Source organism: Streptomyces sp. NPDC107654 (assembly GCF_055639035.1).
Map to the genome: position 1 here is coordinate 444,105 of NZ_JBVKBI010000004.1, position 19,336 is coordinate 463,440.

Annotated in this window: 11 protein-coding genes; 7 read left to right on the forward strand and 4 right to left on the reverse strand. The window is 73.8% G+C overall.

The window, feature by feature from the left end:
• Nucleotides 1-292 precede the first annotated feature (292 nt).
• From ACZ7N4_RS10315 to moeZ, 5 genes are all read left to right on the forward strand, one after another.
• Entirely contained in the window at nucleotides 293-1,981 is a 1,689-nt protein-coding gene (locus ACZ7N4_RS10315; RefSeq protein ID WP_471356195.1) for a glycosyltransferase, read from the forward strand.
• A gap of 554 nt (nucleotides 1,982-2,535) precedes the next feature.
• Nucleotides 2,536-3,786, forward strand: a complete 1,251-nt coding sequence (locus ACZ7N4_RS10320; RefSeq protein WP_471356198.1) for a hypothetical protein — start codon at nucleotides 2,536-2,538, stop codon at nucleotides 3,784-3,786.
• A 178-nt stretch (nucleotides 3,787-3,964) separates the two neighbouring features.
• Nucleotides 3,965-4,924: an NAD-dependent epimerase/dehydratase family protein gene (locus ACZ7N4_RS10325; RefSeq protein WP_471356009.1), complete on the forward strand. Its 960-nt coding sequence runs from the start codon at nucleotides 3,965-3,967 to the stop codon at nucleotides 4,922-4,924.
• The gene (locus ACZ7N4_RS10330; RefSeq protein WP_471356011.1) at nucleotides 4,912-5,661 is read left to right on the forward strand and encodes a spherulation-specific family 4 protein; all 750 of its coding nucleotides are present in this window, start codon (nucleotides 4,912-4,914) and stop codon (nucleotides 5,659-5,661) included. The genes ACZ7N4_RS10325 and ACZ7N4_RS10330 overlap by 13 nt, the downstream gene beginning before the upstream one ends.
• A 63-nt stretch (nucleotides 5,662-5,724) precedes the next feature.
• A complete protein-coding gene (gene moeZ, locus ACZ7N4_RS10335) occupies nucleotides 5,725-6,903 on the forward strand; it encodes an adenylyltransferase/sulfurtransferase MoeZ (protein ID WP_471356014.1) in 1,179 nt (392 codons plus the stop codon).
• A gap of 128 nt (nucleotides 6,904-7,031) precedes the next feature.
• Here the strand turns inward: moeZ and ACZ7N4_RS10340 are convergent, their stop codons facing one another.
• The 4 genes from ACZ7N4_RS10340 to ACZ7N4_RS10355 form a co-directional block, all read right to left on the reverse strand.
• Nucleotides 7,032-7,595 carry a DUF3566 domain-containing protein gene (locus tag ACZ7N4_RS10340; RefSeq protein WP_471356017.1) on the reverse strand — a complete coding sequence of 188 codons (564 nt, stop codon included), beginning with the start codon at nucleotides 7,593-7,595 and terminating at the stop codon, nucleotides 7,032-7,034.
• A 939-nt stretch (nucleotides 7,596-8,534) separates the two neighbouring features.
• A complete protein-coding gene (locus tag ACZ7N4_RS10345; RefSeq protein WP_471356020.1) occupies nucleotides 8,535-10,091 on the reverse strand; it encodes an alpha/beta hydrolase in 1,557 nt (518 codons plus the stop codon).
• A 132-nt stretch (nucleotides 10,092-10,223) separates the two neighbouring features.
• Nucleotides 10,224-11,768 (reverse strand): alpha/beta hydrolase, encoded by a 1,545-nt coding sequence (locus ACZ7N4_RS10350; protein ID WP_471356023.1) that lies wholly within the window; start codon nucleotides 11,766-11,768, stop codon nucleotides 10,224-10,226.
• Nucleotides 11,769-11,862: 94 nt separating this feature from the next.
• Nucleotides 11,863-14,889 carry a lysylphosphatidylglycerol synthase domain-containing protein gene (locus tag ACZ7N4_RS10355; protein WP_471356025.1) on the reverse strand — a complete coding sequence of 1,009 codons (3,027 nt, stop codon included), beginning with the start codon at nucleotides 14,887-14,889 and terminating at the stop codon, nucleotides 11,863-11,865.
• A 201-nt stretch (nucleotides 14,890-15,090) separates the two neighbouring features.
• On the opposite strand from ACZ7N4_RS10355, the gene ACZ7N4_RS10360 reads away from it, so the two are divergent.
• Nucleotides 15,091-15,477: an MGMT family protein gene (locus ACZ7N4_RS10360; RefSeq protein ID WP_471356027.1), complete on the forward strand. Its 387-nt coding sequence runs from the start codon at nucleotides 15,091-15,093 to the stop codon at nucleotides 15,475-15,477.
• A 257-nt stretch (nucleotides 15,478-15,734) separates the two neighbouring features.
• Nucleotides 15,735-19,274, forward strand: a complete 3,540-nt coding sequence (locus tag ACZ7N4_RS10365) for an ATP-dependent helicase (RefSeq protein ID WP_471356030.1) — start codon at nucleotides 15,735-15,737, stop codon at nucleotides 19,272-19,274.
• The last annotated feature ends 62 nt before the right edge of the window (nucleotides 19,275-19,336 follow it).

Genomic DNA, 19,336 nt, shown 5'->3' on the forward strand with positions numbered 1-19,336 from the left:
CCGGCGCGCGGGCCGCGCTCGCGGGTGGCGTAACGTTTCGCGCTCGGACGATCACTGTCTGGTCCCTTAGCGCGACGGAACGCGACCCGCACGCGAAAGTTACGACTGTTCACCCCTTTTGGTGGTGCGACGGACAACCGTCCGTCGCACCACCGCCTCGTCCCCTTACGTTCGTCCCGCTGTGAGCCGCCGGGACACGAGCGGGCGGCTCCCCAGACGGGAGATCGGGGGTGTACACGTGCGCATAGGACTGCTCACCGAGGGTGGCCGTCCGTGTAACAGCGGCGACGCCATGCTCTGGTGCGACCGGCTCGTGCGCGGGCTCGGACAGCACGAGTTCGACGTCTACGCGCTCGACGGCGGCGGGCTCCGGCGGGACGACGACCGCGTTCCGCTCCCGCCCCAGGTCCGGCGCGTGCGTACCGCGCCGCCCTGGACGGCCGGGGACGACGGCGTCACACACGGATGGCGCACACGCCGGCGCTTCGCCGAGTACTACGGTGAACTGGTCGCGGCGGTATGCGCCGCAAGCGTCCCGGCCACGGCCGAGGGTGCCCCGGACACCGGCTCCCAGGGCACTCCCGATGATCTGGCGGACCGTTTCGGCAACGCGCTGTACGGGCTCGCCGAACTCGCCCGCGACAAGGGCGGACTCGTCGGCGCCCTGCGCTCCGACACCGCTGTACGCGCTCTGGAGCGCGCCTGCCGCGCCCCGCACGCGCTGCGCACGGCGCACGAGGCGCGCGTACCCGACCTGCTCGCCGTCGCCGCCCACCTCGAACGCGCCCTGCGCCCCCTCTCCCTCGACTGGTACGACGACGACGCCCTCGGCGCGGCCGACCTCTGCCACGCCACCACCGGCGGCCCCGCCGCCCTCGCCGGACTGCTCGCCCGGCACTTCTGCGACGTACCGCTGCTCGTCACCGAGTACGGCGTCCACCTGCGCTCGCACTACCTGGCCCTCGGCCCCGACACCGCCGCCCCCGCCGTCCGCGCCCTGCTCGGCGCCTTCCACGGCCGGCTCGCGACCGAGGTCTACCGCCGTGCCGCCATCCTCACCCCGGGCAACGCGCACGCCCGCCGCTGGCAGGAGCGGTGCGGCGCCGACCGCGCGCGGATCCGCACGGTGTACCCCGGCATGGCGGCCGACCGCTTCACCGAGGTCGGCGAGTCCCCGGACCGCGCCGATCCGCACACCCTGGTCTGGGTCGGCCGCGTCGAACCCGCGAAGGACCTCGTGTCCCTGCTGCACGCGTTCGCCGAGGTCCGCAAGGAGGAGCCCGAGGCCCGCCTGCGGATCGTCGGCTCGCCCTCCGGCACCGAGGGCGCGGAGTACCTCGGCCACTGCCGGGCGCTGGCCGCGCAGCTCTTCCCGGACGAGGCCGAGGGCGCGCACGCCGTCGGCGACAACCCCGTCTCCTTCGAGGACATCGGCGCACCGGACGCCCCCACGCTGCCCGACGCGTACGCCGCCGGCGCGGTCGTCGTCCTCTCCAGCGTCGTCGAGGGCTTCCCGGTCGGCCTCGTCGAGGCCATGTTCTGCGGCCGGGCCACCGTGTCCACCGACGTCGGCGCGGTCGTGGAGGTCATCGGGGGCACGGGGCTGGTCGTGCCCCCGCGCAATCCCAGGGCGCTCGCCGAGGCGTGCGTGGCGCTGTTGCGCGACCCCGAGCGCCGTGAGCGCCTCGGTGCCGCCGCGCGCGCCCGGGCGCTCGAACTGTTCACCGTCGAGCAGAACATCGCGGCATTTCACGGCATTTACCTGGAGATCGTCTCGCACTGCCCGGTCCGCCGAGTCGTCCTGGACGAGTCCGGCGAACCCCTGCCGTTCGCCACCCCGGCCGAGTCCCACGTCCCGGGCCGCTGGACCGCCCCCACGGCCCGCGTCCTGCCCCGCTCCGTCCCCACCCGCTCCACCCCCGCCTGGGCCGCCCACACCCCGGTCCGCGCGACCCCGCTGGCGGCGGAGGGCGCGCGATGAGCGACCTGGACGACCGGACCGTGGGCGGGGGGGCCGGCGGGGGCAGGAATGCCGGCGCGGACGACGTCACCCCGCGCCGTGACGAGCCGGCCCCGGAGGACCGGCCCGGGATGCCCGGTGGCGCCGATCCCTGGGACGCGCGGTCGGGGGCGTGGCTGACGGCCGACCCTGCCGTGCGAAGCACGGGGCACACGTCCGGAGCCCCGGCCGGCCCCGCCCGCGGCACCTCGGCCCCTGCCAGCGCCATCGGTGACGCCTGGACCCCGGACGGATCGACCCGCGCCACCTCGTCCCCTGCCGGCCGCACCCGCGACGCCTCGACCCCGGTCGGTCCCGCCTGTGGCGCCCCGACGGCGGACGGATCCACGCGCGCCGCCTCGTCCCCTGCCGTTCCCAGCCGCGACGCCTCGACCCCGGTCGGTCCCACCCGTGGCATCCCGACGGCGGACGGATCCACGCGCGCCGCCCCGGCCCCGGTCGGTCCCACCCGTGGCATCCCCATCCCGGACGCACCCACCCACGGCACCCCCCTCCCGGTCGACCCCCGGGTCGCAATGGAGGCCAGGGCGGACGCGGAGGCCAGGACGGGCGTGGGAGCCAGGGCGGACGCGGAGGTCAGGACGGGCGTGGAGGCCAGGGCGGATGCAGGGGCCGAGCGGAAGCGGGCCGTGGGTCCGCGCCGCGGGGCCGGTGACCCGGTGAAAGCCCTGCTGCACCGACACCGTGCGCTGTGCGAACGCGCCGTGGATCCGCTGGAGATCGCGGCGGGGCTGGAGGCGCACGGGGTCACCGACCGCACCGCCACCCGCTTCCGCCACCGCGACGTGTTCTCCCTCGCCGAGGAGCTGTACGCGCGCGTGCCGCGCGCCGACGAGCCGCGCCCCAGCTCCGGGTCCCTGCCGGTGCCCCGGGTCCGTGCCGGCTGGGTCCTGCTCACCCTTCTGCCCGGAGCGCTCGGCGCGGCCACGGTGAGCGGGCTGCGCCTCACCCACGGGCACCCCCGGCTGCTGGTCGCACTCGGAGGCCTCCTCGCCCTCGCCGTCGCCACCCGCGCGGCCCTGCGCCACGGCCCGCTCGCCGGCCCGCCCGGCACGCGCGCGTGGCGCACCGTCCTCCGTACGCGCACGTGGCGCACCGCTCTCGGCCCGCGTGCGTGCACGCTCTGGCTGCTCGGGTACGCCCTCGTCGGCGACGGTCTCCTCCACGCGGTCCTGACGGGCGGCCCCGACTCCCCGCCCACCGGGGCCCCGGACGGCCCCTGGCCCACGGCCACCGCGCCCGTCCTCGCCCTCCTCGCGGCCTGCGCCCCGGCTGCGTGGTCCGCCCACCTCCTCGCCGCAGGCGCGCGCCGCAGGCTCGAGGGCAGCCGGGGCCTCGGGGACTTCACGGCCGCCGCGAAACCACTGCTGTCCGGCGTGTTCGCCCTGTTCCTGGGCGCGCTGACCGCACTGCTCGCCGTGTGCGGCACCGCCCTGCACGAGCCCGCCGCCTTCCTGCAGGCCCTCACCCTGGGCGCCCTGCTCCTGCTCGCCCGCCTGCTCACCGCGCACCGGCACCGGCGCGCGCCCGCCCTGGCGCTCGGCGCGGCGGCGGCCGGGGAGGCGGCTGCCCTGGCACTGCCCCTGGCCGGACGCCTGCCCGGCTGCGCCTTCCTGGCGACGCCCGTCGAAACCCTCACCGATGCCTGGGGCGAGGCCGCCGCACCCACCCTGGCCTGCGGCACCACGGCCCTGGCCCTGCTGTGGCACGCCGGCCGCGCCCTCACCCGAGCCTCGGCCCACGCGCCCACGGGAGCGCCCGAGTGAACCTTCCGCCACCGGCCCGGTCCGGCCGCCGGAGGCATCCGCACGACCCTTCTGAAGGAGAACACCAGATGACCACCTCCCGAGCCGGAGCGCCCGGAACCGCCGGCGCCTCCGGAGCAGCCGCAGGAGCCGTCGACACGGCCGGTACCACCGGCGCGCACACCCCGGGAGCCGCCCGATGAGGGTCCTCATGATCGGAGCCAACGGATTCATCGGCCGCTTCGTCGCCGACCGCCTGCTCGCCGACCCGGCCGTCCAGTTGACCGCGCTCGGCCGCGGCGACGACGCCGACGTCCGCTTCGACCTCGCCACCGGCAGCCCGGGCGCACTCACCCGCTTCCTGGACGCGGTCCACCCCGGAGTGGTCGTCAACTGCGCCGGCGCCACCCGCGGCGGCGCCCGCGAACTCACCCGGCACAACACCGTCGCCGTCGCCACCGTCTGCGAGGCACTGCGCCGCAGCGGCTGCGGCGCCCGCCTGGTGCAGATCGGCTGCGGCTCCGAGTACGGTCCGAGCCAGCCCGGTTCCTCCACGGCCGAGGACGCCGTACCGCGCCCCGGCGGCCCGTACGGCGTCAGCAAGCTTGCCGCGACCGAACTGGTCCTCGGCTCCGGTCTGGACGCCGTCGTCCTGCGCGTCTTCTCACCGGCCGGCCCCGGCACCCCGGCCGGCTCCCCGCTGGGCCGCCTGGCGGAGGCCATGCGCCGCGCCATGCAGTCCGGCGACGGCGAACTCAAACTCGGCGGCCTCGGCGTCCAGCGGGACTTCGTGGACGTACGCGATGTCGCCCGGGCCGTGCACGCCGCCTCGCTCTCCGCCGCGCAGGGAGTGATCAACATCGGCTCCGGCCGCGCCGTCCGCCTCAGAGACGCCGCCGCCGTCCTCGCGCGCGTGGCCGGATACGGCGGTGCCCTGCACGAACTCGACACCCCGCCCGGGCCGCTGCGCGGCGCCCTGGCCCACCCCCGCCCCGAATCCGAGCACCAGCTCCCGGTGGCGTACCCGTACCCGGACGGCTGCGGCAGCTGGCAACAGGCCGACGTCCGCACCGCGCGCGACCGGCTCGGCTGGCGGCCCCGCATCAACCTCGAAGAGTCCCTGGCCGACATCTGGATGGAGGCGGCATGCCGCATCTGACCAGCAGCACCGCGGGCAGCACCGGGACCGGCGTCCGCACCGCCCTCGGCGTCCCCGGTTACGCCCACCCGCTCGTCGCCCCGGCCCAGTGGGCGGAACTCGCCCGCCCCGGGACCCCGTTGGACTGGGTGGTCCTCGACGTCGCGTCCGGCCCCGGCAGCCGCCCCGACCCGCACTGCCTGGAGGCCGCCGTCCGGCTGCGGGCCGCGGGCGTGCGCGTCCTCGGCCACCTGGACCTCACCCACGGCGCCCGGGTCTTCGGCGAGCTGCTCTCCGACGCCCACCGCCACCTCGACTGGTACCGGGTCGACGGCTTCCTGCTGGACCGCTGTCCCACCGAGCGGACCGCGCTGTCCGAGGTCCGCCGCGCGGTCACCACGCTCCGGGCGATCAGCGACACCGCCCACATCGTCCTCGGCCACGGCCGCCACCCGCACCCCGGCTACGCCGAGCACGCCGACCAGCTGGTGACCTTCGCCGGCTCCTGGTCCGACTACCGCTGGTCGCAGGTGGCCGAGTGGACCGCCGACTACCCGCCCGATCGCTTCTGCCACTTCGTGCACAGCGTGCCCCGCGGCCATCTCGACGAGGCGCTGCGGATCGCCCGCTGGCAGGGAGCGGCGACCGTCTACTTCACGGACCGCACGGACAGGGGCGGTCGCGTGGACCCCTGGGAGACCATGCCCGGCTACTGGGACGACATCGTCTCGCGTGTCGGAACGGGTGTCTCGGAATGAAGAAGGCCGTGGCAGTGTTACGAGGAGAACAACTGTAGTGATTGACCGACCAACGGAGTCCCCGTGTCGTTGCCACCCCTGGTCGAGCCAGCTCCTGAGCTCACCGTAGACGAGGTTCGCAGGTACTCCCGCCACCTGATCATCCCCGACGTCGGGATGGACGGGCAGAAGCGGCTGAAGAACGCCAAGGTGCTCTGTGTGGGCGCCGGCGGCCTGGGCTCGCCGGCGCTGATGTACCTGGCCGCCGCGGGCGTGGGCACCCTCGGCATCGTGGAGTTCGACGAGGTCGACGAGTCGAACCTGCAGCGCCAGATCATCCACAGCCAGGCCGACATCGGCCGCTCCAAGGCCGAGTCCGCGCGCGACAGCGTCAAGGGCATCAACCCGTACGTGAACGTGATCCTTCACGAGGAGCGGCTGGAAGCCGACAACGTGATGGAGATCTTCAGCCAGTACGACCTGATCGTCGACGGCACGGACAACTTCGCGACCCGTTACCTGGTCAACGACGCCTGCGTGCTGCTGAACAAGCCGTACGTGTGGGGTTCGATCTACCGCTTCGACGGCCAGGCCTCGGTCTTCTGGTCCGAGCACGGCCCCTGCTACCGCTGCCTCTACCCGGAGCCCCCGCCCCCCGGCATGGTTCCCTCCTGCGCCGAGGGCGGTGTCCTGGGCGTGCTGTGCGCGTCCATCGGTTCCATCCAGGTCACCGAGGCGATCAAGGTCCTCACCGGCACCGGTGAGCCGCTGGTCGGCCGTCTGATGATCTACGACGCCCTGGAGATGCAGTACCGCCAGGTCAAGGTCCGCAAGGACCCCGACTGCGCGGTCTGCGGTGAGAACCCGACCGTCACCGAGCTGATCGACTACGAGGCCTTCTGCGGCGTCGTCTCGGAGGAGGCCCAGGAGGCGGCCGCCGGCTCGACCATCACTCCGAAGCAGCTCAAGGAGTGGATCGACGACGGCGAGAACATCGAGATCATCGACGTCCGCGAGCCGAACGAGTACGAGATCGTCTCCATCCCGGGCGCCCGGCTGATCCCGAAGAACGAGTTCCTCATGGGCACCGCCCTGGAGGGCCTCCCGCAGGACAGGAAGATCGTCCTGCATTGCAAGACGGGCGTCCGCAGTGCGGAAGTCCTCGCGGTCCTGAAGTCCGCGGGCTTCGCCGACGCGGTCCACGTCGGCGGCGGTGTCATCGGCTGGGTCAACCAGATCGAACCGCACAAGCCGGTCTACTGATCACGGACCTTGCCCACCAGCGAGGCTGACGAAGCCCACGGCTCCGACCAGTTCGGATGCCGTGGGCTTCTGTCGTTGTCGGGCGGCGTCGGCTGAGCTCGGACGGCCCCGGGCTTCCGGGCCGGATGTCAGCCGCTGGTGTCGGCGGCCCTGTTCTGCCGGTGCCCTGCCTGCTCAGTCCGCTTGCCCTCAGGGCCCTGCCCGGGTGGGAGCGGGAATCCGAGGTCACGGCCGGTGGGGGGTCGGCCGTCCTCGGCGCCGGGTGGGGGAGCGTCGCCACGACGTCCGCGGGCGAGGCGATGGCTGTCCGGGAAGTTGAGCGGCAGACGAGTACGCAGACGCCGACGGGCGTGGTCGTGCAGCCGCGTCATGAGCCGGAGGGCCTGGGCGACCGGTGTCGGATCGCTCAGGTCGTCGGTCAGGGCCACCTCGACGCCGCCGCTGAACTGAGCGGTGTAGTTGTACAGGAGGCTGCACATGCCTGCCAGGCCGGTGCCCAGGAAGACCTCCAGGGTGACGACCACGGTGGCGATGGACAACGTCTCCGACGGTGTCGGCCACACGCCCGGGATCAGGATGTTCAACATCACCGACGCGGTGAGCACGGTCCCCAGCACGCATGCCCCAAGACCTCCCAGGAACAGGAAGCTCATCACCGTGACGGACCACGGGTTGGTCTCGATTATGCGCACGCGGGCGGAGCGGCGCGGTGGAGCGTGCGGCAGGGACTGGCCAGAGCTCGGCACGGGCGGCGGCGACTCGGATTCGGATGCCGTCGGGGTGGGCGCCGTCGGTGCCGTCACGCTGCGGGATCCGATCCTCGGCGCCCGCAGACGAGCCGTGCTACGGGTCCTGATGCGCTTGGTTCGGCTCATGTCCACTCCCTGGTTGGGCCACACCTGCGACGGTATGGGCAGCTGCGTCGCCGCGCACCCCGACGGTGACGGAGAGTGACGGGAGTGGGGTCGTCTTCCTCAACGGACCGGCGCACGGCCGGATCCGAGCCGCCTCAGTGGCCGCCCGCTCTGGCGTGCGTACGCCGACGCATCACCCGGTCGGCCTACGCGAGGGACGGCCCCGTGTGCGGCGTCCCTCGTTCGGCCGCACGGTGGACGTGGCCTGCTTGCGTCAAGCGACAGCCATTGACCGGTAGTTTCTCGGGAGGGCGCCGTGATCGTACTGGCTCTGCTCCTCCCGGTAGTGCTGCTTCTCATGCTGTTCGGGCTGCCTGCTCTGGAAGACCGCCTGTTCCCGCCACCACCGCCGCCTGTGCCAGACCCCGCGAACCCGCAACAGGCCGATTGTGAATGATGCTGCGTCGCGGGTCCCGCACCTCCGGTGGACACAACCGCCGGAAGACCGAGGGGAAGATCGATTGGGTATCGAGTCAGGAAGGCTCGGACGACCCCGTCGACGGCCGGTTGGCCAGCCGAAGACGGGCCTCCCGCGCAACGACCGCCCACGGGTCGTCGACCAGACGCGCAACCGCCGAGCGCGGCGCGCGTGGATGGCCTGCGACGAGCCTCCGCACCGAGTCATGCGGATCGTCGGCCAACCGCTCCAGCAGCTCAGACGGGCAGTTGCGCTTGCTCGCCACCCGGTCCCGGTCCCGCCGGTCCGGACCGTTCGCGTCAGGAACAGACCGTGCCGTCCTTCGGCACCTTGCCGTTCAGCAGGTAGGCGTCCACCGTTGAGTCGACGCAGTCGCTCCCGTTGCCGTACGCCCCGTGCCCCTCGCCCTTCCAGGTGAGTTCGACGCCCACGCCCCGGCCCAGCTCGTCGGCCATCCTGCGGGTGCCCTCGTACGGGGTGGCGGGGTCGCCGGTGGTGCCGACCAGCAGGATCGGTGCCGCGTCCGGTGCGCCGACCTCCGGGGTGTCGTACTGACCCGGCACCGGCCAGTCGTGGCACCAGCCGGCCGTGTCCCAGCCCAGGAAGTCCCCGAACACCGGTGAGATGCGCTCGAACCCGGTCAGCCGCCGCTTCGTCTCGGCGAGCGTCGGCCGCTGCCTGTCGTCCAGGCACGATATGACCCGCTGGGCGTGGGTCATGGTGCCGTAGCGGCCCGAGGAGTCGCGGTCGTTGTACTCGTCGGCGAGCGCCAGCAGGCCCGAACCGTCGCCCCGTTCCGCCGACTTGAGGGCGCTGGTCAGCCGCGGCCACATCGACTCGCTGTACAGGGGCACGATGATCCCGGTGACCGCGAGCGTCTGGGTGAGCTTCCGCTCGGAGGACGTCGGCAGCGGCTTGGCGTCGAGCCGGGTCAGCAGGGCGGCGATCTTCCGGGAGCCCTGCTCGGGGTCCTGGCCGGTGGACTTCAGGTAGTCGTCCAGGGCCCGCTGGAAGCCGCGGGCCTGGTTCTCGGCGTGGCCCACCGTGTCCGCGGTCGGGTCGACCACCGCGTCGAGCACCAGCCGGCCCACCCGCCGCGGGAACAAATGGGCGTAGACGCCGCCGAGTTCGGTGCCGTAGGACATGCCGAAGTAGTGCAGCTCGTCGTCGCCGAGGACCTGGCGCATCAGGTCCATGTCGCGTGCGGTGTCCGTGGTGGAGACATGGGCCAGCAGTGGCCCGGCGGCCTTCTGGCAGCCCTTGCCGAAGTCGGTGGCGTCCTGGAAGTACGCCTTCTCCTCGGCCGGGGTGTCGGGGGTGGCGTCCACCGACTCGGCGGCCTCGATCTCGCGGTCGCCGCGGCAGCGGACACCCTCGCTCCCGCCGACTCCGCGGGGGTCCCAGCTCACCAGGTCGTAGCGCTTGTGCAGTGCGGAGACGGAGGACTCGAAGTAGGGCATCGTCGAGACACCCGAGCCGCCGGGGCCGCCGAAGTTGAACAGCAGCGAGCCGATGCGGTCGCCGCCGGTCGCCCGGGCGCGGATGAGGGCCAGACCGATCGTGCCGCCGTCCGGTCGGGACCAGTCGAGCGGCACCTTGAGTGTCGCGCACCGCCAGGCGTCGCCCGGTGCGGAGGAGCCGCCGGCGGCCTTGCAGCGCTGCCAGTCGAGGCGCTGGGAGGTGAGGGAGGAAGGAGGGGGCGCCGGGGGTGGTGCGGCTGTGGAACGCGACGCCGACGGGGGAGCCGAGCCGGTTCCCTTGCCCTCGTCCCTGCTTCCGCCCCCGTCGGACGAGCCGCAGCCGGTCAGCAGCAGCCCCGCGGCCACCGCGGCCGCCCACCGCAGGAATCGCACCATGCCCACCCCCTGACAGGCCCGTCGCATGTGTCGCGCCGGGCGTTCCAGGCCATGGTAGGCGCCCCGGGCTCGCCGTACGGAAGCCTGTGGATAGCCGTCTGACCTGCGGATTCCCGCTCTCAGGGGGGTCGGTCAGGAACAGACGGTGCCGGCCTTCGGCACCTTCCCGTCGAGGAGGTAGCCGTTCACCGCGCCCTGCACGCACTTGTTCTTGCTGTCGTACGCGCCGTGCCCCTGCCCCTTGTACGTCAGCTCGACGCCGACACCCTTGCCGAGCGCGTCCACCATCTTCCGCGCGCCCTCGTACGGGGTGGCCGGGTCGCCGGTGTTGCCGACGACGAGGATGGGCGCCGCTCCCGGTGCGCGGACGTCGGGATGGTCGGCGGCGCCCGGCACCGCCCAGTCGGTGCAGCTGACCATGCCCCAGGCCAGGTAGTCCCCGAACAGCGGGGATGCGGCGCGGAACTCGGGCAGAACCCGCTGGACGTCGTCCGTGGTGTAGCGCGGTTTGTCGTCGGAGCAGTTGATGGCGATGTTCGCCGCGGTGAGGTTGCTGTACTCGCCGTTCTCGTTGCGGCCGTTCATCGAGTCGGACAGCAGCATGAGGATCCTGCCGTCACCGTCGTACGCCTCCTCCAGCCCCTCGGTGAGGTACTGCCAGAAGTCCTTCGAGTACAGGGACTGCGCGATGCCGTTGGTGGCGGCCGTCTGGGTCAGCTGGCGCGGGAAGATTCCCGGGATCGGCTTCTTCTCCAGGTCGCCGAGGAGTTTCGCGATGCGGTCCTTCACGTCCTGCTCGGTGTCGCCGATCGGGCAGTCCGTGGTCTTCGAGGTGCAGTCCTTCGCGAAGTTGTCGAGCGCGAGCTGGAAGCCCCTGGTCTGGCCGAGGGCGCTCTGCTCCGGGTTCTCCGTGGGGTCCACGACGGCGTCGAGGACGGCCCGGCCGACGTGCCCGGGGAAGAGGTGGGCGTAGACGCCGCCGAGTTCGGTGCCGTAGGAGATGCCGAAGTAGTGCAGCTTGTCGTCACCGAGGACCCGCCGCATCAGATCCATGTCGCGGGCCGCGTCGGTGGTGCGCACATGCGGGAGGACCCTCTTGGAGTTCTTCTCGCAGGCCGTGTTGAACTGCCGGGTGCGCTGCAGCAGCTGCGCACGCTCGGCGGCGTCATCGGGGGTGGCGTCCTGCTGGAAGTACTCGTCCAACTGAGCGTCGCTCTCGCACTCCACCGGTGCGCTGCGGCCGACCCCGCGCGGATCGAAGCTGACCAGGTCGTAGCGGGTGCGCAGGGCGGTGTAGTCGGAGCCGAACGCGGGGAGCGTGCTGACGCCGCTGCCGCCCGGGCCGCCGAAGTTGAACACGAGCGAGCCGATCCGTTTGCTCGCAGGACCACTGGCCCGGGCGCGGATCAGGGCGATGTCGATCGTGTCGCCCTTCGGCCTGCCCCAGTCCAGCGGCGCCTTCATGGTGGCGCACTGCCACTTGGCGCCGCCCGGCAGCGGGGACGGGGCGCTGCCGCCGCCCTCCGCGTCGGAGGGCGCCGCACAGTCCTGCCAGTCCAGCTGCTGCGCCGTGAGGTCCCCGTGCTCCTCTTTGCCGCCGCAACCGGCCAGCGCAACGGAGAGCAGTACAGCGGTGGTGGTCAGCGCGACGGCACGCAGCCCGGAGCGGTTCGCCATGCTCCCATCGTGGGGGCGCGCGCGCCGGGGCGCGCGGGGCACGGGCCGTACGAGCTACCTCACCCGGCGGGACGCTCGCCCGGCCGCGGTGTCCTCACAGGGTTCCCTTCCGGGTGAGGTGGTTGAAGGCCAGCCAGCCCGGCAGCACCGGCAGCCACAGGGTCAGCAGCCGGAACAGCAGCACGGCCGGGGCGGCGACCTCCTTGGGCAGGCCCACGGCGATCAGACCGACGGTGAGCGTCGCCTCCACCGCGCCCACGCCACCCGGGGTGGGCGCCGCGGATCCGAGCGCGTTGCCGGCGAGGAAGACGACGGCGACGCTGGCGATGCTCAGCGACACCGACCCGTCGCCGAAGGCCCGGATGGAGGCGTCCAGGCACATCACGAAGCAGGCGGTCAGCAGGAGCATGCCGCCGATGCCGGTGACGAGCTTCTGGGGCCGCTGCAGCACGTCGAGCATGCGCGGCACGACACCGGCGAACAGCGACCTCACGCGCGTGACGACGAATTTCCGCAGGAACGGCACCGACGTGACCACGAGGACCAGCACGGCCACGGTCAGCAGGCCCGCGATGACCGTGCGGGACGGCGACAGCGAGGGGGTCTTCTCGGTGCCGGTCAGATAGCCGAAGGACAGCAGCATCAGGATGTGGCAGCCGAGCCCGAACAGCTGGGAGGCACCGACACTCGCCACCGCGAGCCCCGGCCGTACGCCGGCGCGTTGCAGGAAGCGGGTGTTGAGGGCCACACCGCCGACCGCGGCCGGTGCCACAATCTTCACGAACGACCCGGCGACCTGCGCCGCCACGGTCCGCGGGAACGGCACCCGCTCCGGTACGAAGCCCAGCAGGGCCATCGCCGCGGCGACGTAGCTGAGCGCGGAGAACAGCACCGCGGCGATCACCCAGCCCCACTGGGCCTGCGCGAACAGCGTGCCGAACTCGATGTGGGTGAGCTGCGTCAGCAGGTAGTACGCGCCGATCGCACCGGCGATGAAGCTGATCAGCGTGCGGGGGCGGATCCGCTCCAGCCGGGCCGGTTCCACGGGCGCCTGCGGCCTGATCCGCAGGACCTCGTGCCGGATCTGGGTGAGCAGGTCCTCCTCGCGGGCCTCTTCGACGGCCTCGTCGATGGCACGCTTCTCCGCGCGCTGCTCGGCGCGGACCGTCTTCTTGTCGGGCTTGTCCACGGCGGGCGGCGCCGTCTCGGACGCCTCCTCCGGGCGGGCCTGCTTGGCCTGCCGGGAGGCGTCCAGCACCGCCTCGCGTTCGCGCTGGGCGCGTTCCCGGGCCAGCCGGCGCAGCGTCGCGCGCGTGGAGCGCGTCAGCGCGATCGGCTGGAGCATCGGCAGGCAGTCGGCGACGGCGTCCGGACCGAGCACGCGGACCGCCGAGGCCACCGCCCGCTCGGCGCCGACCCGCAGGCCGAGCGTGGTGACCAGCTGGGCGACGTCCATGCGCAGCAGCAGCTCGCCGGCCGCGATCTCGCCGCCGCGCAGCTCGGTGAGGATCACTCTGCCGGAACGATCCACCAGAATCGCGTCCCCGGCCAGCCTGCGGTGCGCGATGCGCCGGGACTGCAGCGCCCGCACCTGGTGCCAGGTGTTGCGCAGCAGCTCGTCGGTGATCTCCTCGTCGGCCAGCGAGTCCAGCGTGCGCCCGCCGGTGTGCTCGTAGACGAGCATGACCGCGTCCGGGCCCAGCTCGGAGGTGGCGATCAGTTTGGGCGCGTTGGCGCCCGCCGCGATCGCCGCGTACGCCAGCAGCGCCTCCTGCTCCAGCGCCTGGCGCAGCGACTGGAGGCTGGAGCGGGTGGCGAAGCCGCGCAGGGTGAGATTGCGCCACGCGCGGTAGAAGAAGCCCTGCGCCTGCTGTTCCCGGTCCACGACGGTGACGTCCAGCGGCGGGCCGTCCTCCAGGGTGACGAAGTAACGCCGGCCCCGGTCACCGTTCTCCGTGTCCACGGCCTCCTCACGGGCCGTGGACACCGGGTGGAAGCCGACGTGCCTGAGGCCCGCCATGAGGGTCTGGCCGGTCGGGCGGACGTTGGGGGAGCCGACCGCGTACAGGGTGCCGTAGGCGATGGTCCAGCCGATGAGGACCGTAAGGATGATCGAGAAGGGGGTCGTGTAGCCGGTGACCAGCATCGAGAACGCGTCGAGCAGCAGCACGATCCACAGCACCGCGCGCCATCTGGGTCTGCGGGACATGCCGACGGCCGTCATGTAGGCGATGACGGGGGCCAGATAGCCGTGCACCGGGTCGGTCAGGGCGTGGATGTCGCCCGGCGAGGGCTGGGTGAGTGCCTCCTGGATCGAGTCCGGGGCGGCCCGGGCGACCCACAGGTCGGTGGCGAGGGTCACCCCGTGCGCCAGGACGGCCGCGAGAACGCCGTCGGCGATGCGCAGCCCGTCCCGTTTGATCAGCCGTTCGATGGCGAAGGCCACCGGCACCAGCAGGATCGCGATGCTGGACGCCAGCCCCGCGATCTTGATGAGCAGGTCCGGGGCCTGGCCGGTGCCCTTGTTGATGTCCTGTTCGAGGCCGGAGGTGGTGCCGTGCGCGAACGCGGCGATCGCGAGCAGCACCGCGATGGCGAGCACGCCCACCAGGAGCCGCATGAGGTCGGAGGGGCGGTGCACACGCGCGGGGAGCAGCGGTTCGTCGCCCTCCACCTGCTCGGCGTGCGGGTCGTCGTCGGCGCACGGAGGCTGGTCCGATGGCGGAACCCCGGGACCGGACGCGCCTTCCGCGGGGCCCTCCGTGCCGCCGTCACGCGCGCGCGTGACGGCGGTCTTCCGGGGTCCGGGGGCGCCTGTCCCGGTGCGGGTGGCGTCGCTCTCCCGGCTCTCCCGGTCTCCGGGGTCGCGTGTCCCCGCGCGGGATGCGTCGTTCTCCCGGGCCGCGGGTTCTGTCCTCGCGCGCGTGACGTCCTTCTCCCCGGCCGCGGGTTCGCCTTCCCCCGCCTCCCGGCTCGCGGGTCGCCCTTCCCCCGCGCGCGTGTCGTCGTCCGTGTGCGGACCGGTGTCTTCCTGGTGCGCGCCGGTGCCGCTCTCGCCCGTGCGGGCGGTACCGGGGCGCGCGGAGGCGTCAGGGGTGCCCGCCGCTCCATCGGGGTGCACGCCCTGCTCCTTCGTGGTCTCTTCTTGGTCTCGTATCACCAGTCACCGCCCGCACGATGGTGGCATGCCCCGCCGACACACGCGGGCATCAGGGTGCGGATGCGCGGGCGCACAGTCTGCCGGAAGGACCGCCCGGGGGCGAGGGGGCCGTGCCCCGCGCAGCCCGCGGGGACACCGGCGGGGTGCGGCAGGATGGGGGGAATGAGCGAGCAGAGCCCTCCCCAGGACGCCCGCGAGGGGTACGCGGACGCGTTGCCGGAGTACGCCGAGCGGGTCCTCGACGTCGCGGAGCGGATTCCGCCGGGCCGGGTGATGACGTACGGCGATGTCGCCGAGTGGCTGGAGGAGGGCGGCCCGCGTCAGGTGGGCCGGGTGATGGCCCTGTACGGCGGCGCCGTCCCCTGGTGGCGTGTGGTGCGTGCCGACGGTGTGCTGTTGCCCGGGCACGAGCTGCGCGCGCTCGACCACTACCGCGTGGAGGGCACCCCGCTGAAGCAGGCCGGCAGGACCACCGAGGGCCATCTGCCGCGGCTCGACATGCGACGGGCCCGATGGGACGGTGACGCGGACGCGGAGGGTCACACCTGACAGCTTCCGCCATCGGATGCCGCCAGGGCAGACCTGTGGCCCGTTCGAGGGACACGGGGGACGTCCGAGGCATGCCGTACGTTCGTGGGGTGAGGGACGCGCGCGGCGCCGGTGCCACGAGGGAACGACCGGAAGCCCTGCTTTCGTCCGGAGCGGCGGCGTAGCGTCGGCAGCACGTGTCCCCCTCACCCCGCGGTCACCGCCTCGCGCGCGTGACCGCCCGCCCGCCAGCACGACCACCAGGACCGGCCAACCACGTGAGCACCTCTTCCTCCACCAGTCGCCTGCCGCACCCCCCGGTGCGGCAGGGGAGCCGTGGCGCTTACCGACTGGTCCGTACCCCGCCGGCCGTCGTGGATCCCCCTCGACTGGACGCGCGGCAGCAGGCTGTGGTTGACCACCGCACCGGGCCGCTTCTCGTCCTGGCCGGCCCCGGCACCGGCAAGACCACCACTCTCGTCGAGTCCGTGGCCGCCCGGATGGCCCGGGGCGGCGACCCCGAGCGGATCCTGGTGCTCACGTTCAGCCGCAAGGCCGCCGTCGACCTGCGCGACCGCATGGCCCTGCGCATGGGCGCGGCCCGCGCGCCCCGCGCGACCACGTTCCACTCGTACTGCTACGCGCTGGTCCGCGCCCACCAGGACAGCGGCCGGTTCGCCGAACCCCTGCGCCTGCTCTCCGGCCCCGAGCAGGACGTGACCGTCCGGGAGCTGCTCGCCGGCCAGCCCGAACTGGAACGGCTCGGCCTGACCCACGTGCGCTGGCCGGACGAGCTGCGCGCCTGCCTGACCACGCGCGGCTTCGCCGACGAGGTCCGCGCCGTCCTCGCCCGCAGCCGCGAGCTGGGGCTCGGCCCGGACGCCCTGGACGCCTTCGCCCGCCGTATCGGCCGCCCCGACTGGCGGGCGGCCGCCGCCTTCCTCGCCGAGTACCTCGACACCCTCGACCTCCAGGGCGTGATCGACTACGCGGAACTGGTCCACCGCGCGGTCCTGCTCGCCCGCGGCCCGGAGACGGCGGCCCGGCTCGCCGCCCGGTACGACGCCGTGTACGTGGACGAGTACCAGGACACCGACCCCGCCCAGGTCCGGCTCCTGCACGCCCTGGCCGGCGGCGGCCGCACCCTGGTCGCGTTCGGCGACCCGGACCAGTCGATCTACGCCTTCCGCGGCGCCGACGTGAACGGCATCCTCGACTTCCCGGCGGCCTTCCCGCGCGCGGACGGCCGCCCCGCCCCCGTCGAGGTGCTGCGCACCTCCCGCCGCTCCGGCGCCGCCCTGCTCGCCGCCACCCGTCTCGTCACCCAGCGCATGCCGCTGACCCGGCTGCCCGCCGACAAGGTCCGCGCCCACCGGGAGCCGGCCGCCGTACGCGACGGCGGCCGGGTCGAGGTCCACACGTACCCGACGTCCGGCGCGGAACTGGACAACATCGCGGACCTGCTGCGCCGCGCGCACCTGGAGGACGGCGTCCGCTGGAGCGACATGGCCGTCCTGGTGCGCGCCGGCTCCCGCCTCCCGACCCTGCGCCGGGCCCTCACCGCGGCCGGCGTCCCCGTGGACATCGACGGTGACGACCTGCCCCTGCGGCACGAGCCCGCCGTGGCCCCGCTGCTCACGGCCCTGCGCGCGGTGGCCACGGCGGAGACACGGCGCCGCGAGGAGCCTGCCGACGAGCAGCGCGCCGCCGACGAGGAACCTGCCGACGAGGGGCAGCCCGCCACTGACCAGCAGCCCGCCACTGACGAGCAGCCCGCCACCGGCGAGGAGCTTCCGGCCGCAAACGGCGACGCTGTACCTTCCGCGGACGGCAGCGCGGCACCTTCCCCGGAGGGCGACGCAACACCGGCCGAGGAGGGCGACGCGGCACCGGGAGAGGCAGCCGCCGACGACGCCGGGACCCCTGACGCCGCCCCCGGCACCTGCTGGCTGGACACCGAGACCGCCCTCACCCTGCTCACCTCCCCGCTCGCCGGCATGGACGCCACCGACCTGCGCCGCCTCGGACGCGCCCTGCGCGAGGAGGAGCGGGCCGCCGGAAACCCGCTGCCGCCCCCGTCCGACGAACTGCTCGCGCGGGCGCTCGCCGAACCCGAGCGCCTGGCCGTGCACGACCCGGCCTACGCGCGCGGGGCGCAGCGCCTCGGCGCGCTGCTCCGCAAGGCCCGCGAACGCCTCGCCGGCGGCGGTACGGCCGAGGAGGCGCTGTGGGACCTGTGGGAGGGCACGCCGTGGCCCGGGCGCCTGGAGCGGGCCGCCCGGCGCGGCGGCGCGGCCGGCCGCAACGCCGACCGGGACCTGGACGCCGTCTGCGCCCTGTTCGCCACCGCCGCGCGCGCGGAGGAACGCACCGGAGGCCGAGGCGCCCTGAACTTCCTGGAGGAGATCGAGGCCGAGGACATAGCCGCCGACACGCTCGCCCGCCGCGTGGTACGGCCCGACGCCGTCCGCGTGCTGACCGCGCACCGCGCCAAGGGCCTGGAGTGGCGGTTCGTCGTCGTCGCCGGTGTCCAGGAGGGGTTGTGGCCCGACCTGCGGCGGCGCGGCTCCCTGCTGGAGGCCGACCGCATCGGCCGTGACGGACTCGCCGAGCCGCTCACCCCGGGGGCGCTGCTCGCGGAGGAGCGCCGCCTGTTCTACGTCGCCGCCACGCGCGCGCGTGACCGGCTCGTCGTCACCGCCGTGAAGGCCCCGGCCGACGACGGCGACCAGCCGTCCCGGTTCCTGACCGAGCTGGGCGTCGAGCCCAGGGACGTCACCGCGCGCCCCCGCCGCCCGTTGTCCGTCGCGGCCCTCGTCGCCGAACTGCGCGCGACCACCGTCGACCCGCGCGCGTCGGCCGCGCTGCGGGAGGCCGCCGCCCACCGGCTCGCCCGGCTCGCCGCGCTCGCCGACGAGGACGGTCGCCCGCTGGTGCCGTCCGCGCACCCCTACCGCTGGTGGGGCATGTTCGAGCCGACCGAGAGCAAGGTGCCGCTGCGCGACCGCGACCAGCCCGTGGTGCTCTCCGGCAGCGCCCTCGACCAGCTCGCGAACACCTGCGCGCTGCAGTGGTTCCTGGGCCGTGAGGTGAAGGCCGACGCCCCCGCCACCGTCGCGCAGGGCTTCGGCAACGTCGTCCACGTCCTCGCCGACGAGGTCGCCTCCGGCCGCACCCCCGCCGACCTCGACGTCCTCATGGAGCGCCTGGACTCCGTGTGGAACGCGCTCGCCTTCGACGCGCCCTGGAAGTCGCAGCAGGAGAAGGACAACGCGCGCGGGGCGCTCGAACGCCTCCTGAACTGGCACGTCCTGGACCGGGCCGGCCGCACCCCGGTGGCGAGCGAGCAGGACTTCGACGTCACCCTCGAAGCCGGCGACTACCAGGTCCGCATCCGTGGCCAGATGGACCGCGTGGAGACGGACGCCGAGGGCCGGGCCTACGTGGTCGACTTCAAGACCGGCAAGCAGGCTCCCACCGCGCGCGAGGTGGAGCGGCACCCGCAGCTCGCCATCTACCAGCTCGCCCTCCGCGAAGGCGCCGTCGACGAGGCCTTCGACGGTGTACGCCCCGAACCGGGCGGCGCCGAACTGGTCCATCTGCGCCAGGGCGCCGCCAAACGCGACGGCGGCGACAGCCTGCCCAGGGTGCAGACCCAGGAGCCGCTGGCGGGGGAGTGGGTCGGCGAGCTGCTGGCCACCGCCGCCGGGAAGGTGCTGGACGAACGGTTCACCCCCAGCACCGGGCAGCACTGCACGCACTGCGCGTTCCGCGCCTCGTGCAGTGCCCGGCCGGAGGGACGGCACGTGATCGAGTGAGCTGCCCGGGCGCGCGGACGCCGGGTGCGTCCGCGCGCCCGGCGTCCGCGGACGCCGGGTGC

Bases quoted from the DNA above. Each gene is read 5' to 3' on its own strand.
- ACZ7N4_RS10320 (WP_471356198.1), top strand. From the start codon at position 2,536: ATGGAGGCCAGGGCGGACGCGGAGGCCAGGACGGGCGTGGGAGCCAGG.
- ACZ7N4_RS10330 (WP_471356011.1), top strand. From the start codon at position 4,912: ATGCCGCATCTGACCAGCAGCACCGCGGGCAGCACCGGGACCGGCGTC.
- ACZ7N4_RS10345 (WP_471356020.1), bottom strand. From the start codon at position 10,091: ATGGTGCGATTCCTGCGGTGGGCGGCCGCGGTGGCCGCGGGGCTGCTG.
- ACZ7N4_RS10315 (WP_471356195.1), top strand. From the start codon at position 293: ATGCTCTGGTGCGACCGGCTCGTGCGCGGGCTCGGACAGCACGAGTTC.
- ACZ7N4_RS10360 (WP_471356027.1), top strand. From the start codon at position 15,091: ATGAGCGAGCAGAGCCCTCCCCAGGACGCCCGCGAGGGGTACGCGGAC.
- ACZ7N4_RS10325 (WP_471356009.1), top strand. From the start codon at position 3,965: ATGAGGGTCCTCATGATCGGAGCCAACGGATTCATCGGCCGCTTCGTC.
- ACZ7N4_RS10350 (WP_471356023.1), bottom strand. From the start codon at position 11,768: ATGGCGAACCGCTCCGGGCTGCGTGCCGTCGCGCTGACCACCACCGCT.